This is a genomic window from Tritonibacter sp. SIMBA_163 (genome assembly GCF_046535935.1).
Taxonomy (GTDB): Bacteria; Pseudomonadota; Alphaproteobacteria; order Rhodobacterales; family Rhodobacteraceae; genus Epibacterium; species Epibacterium scottomollicae.
The window spans coordinates 1-242 of the sequence record NZ_JAWJBP010001170.1 but is presented as its reverse complement, the minus strand read 5'-3'; the positions used below and the strand labels follow the sequence as shown (position 1 = coordinate 242).

Sequence of the window (242 nt, the reverse complement as noted above, 5' to 3'; positions counted from 1 at the left end):
TTCGGACATGCGCCGCACGGGCCGGGTCAGGGCGTTGGAAAACAACAGCTACAATATCCCCAGCCCAGTAACGGCCACCGTCCCGATGAGCAGCAGTGCATTTCGCAGGCGGCTGCTGGTTTCAAACGCCGCATCCTTGGCCGCTTCGGCGATCAACGTCCAGGTCGGAAATGGCGCTTCCAGCACGCGCCACGCCGACAGGGAGGGGGTTCCTGACAGGCCGGCGTCCAGCACCGTGACCC

1 protein-coding gene is annotated in these 242 nt (G+C 64.9%); it reads right to left on the bottom strand.

Annotated features, from left to right (window positions below; all coding sequences use genetic code 11):
- Nucleotides 1-48: 48 nt before the first annotated feature.
- The coding region (locus tag R0J92_RS26000; RefSeq protein ID WP_411053814.1) for a hypothetical protein at nt 49-242 on the bottom strand (194 nt) is incomplete at its 5' end.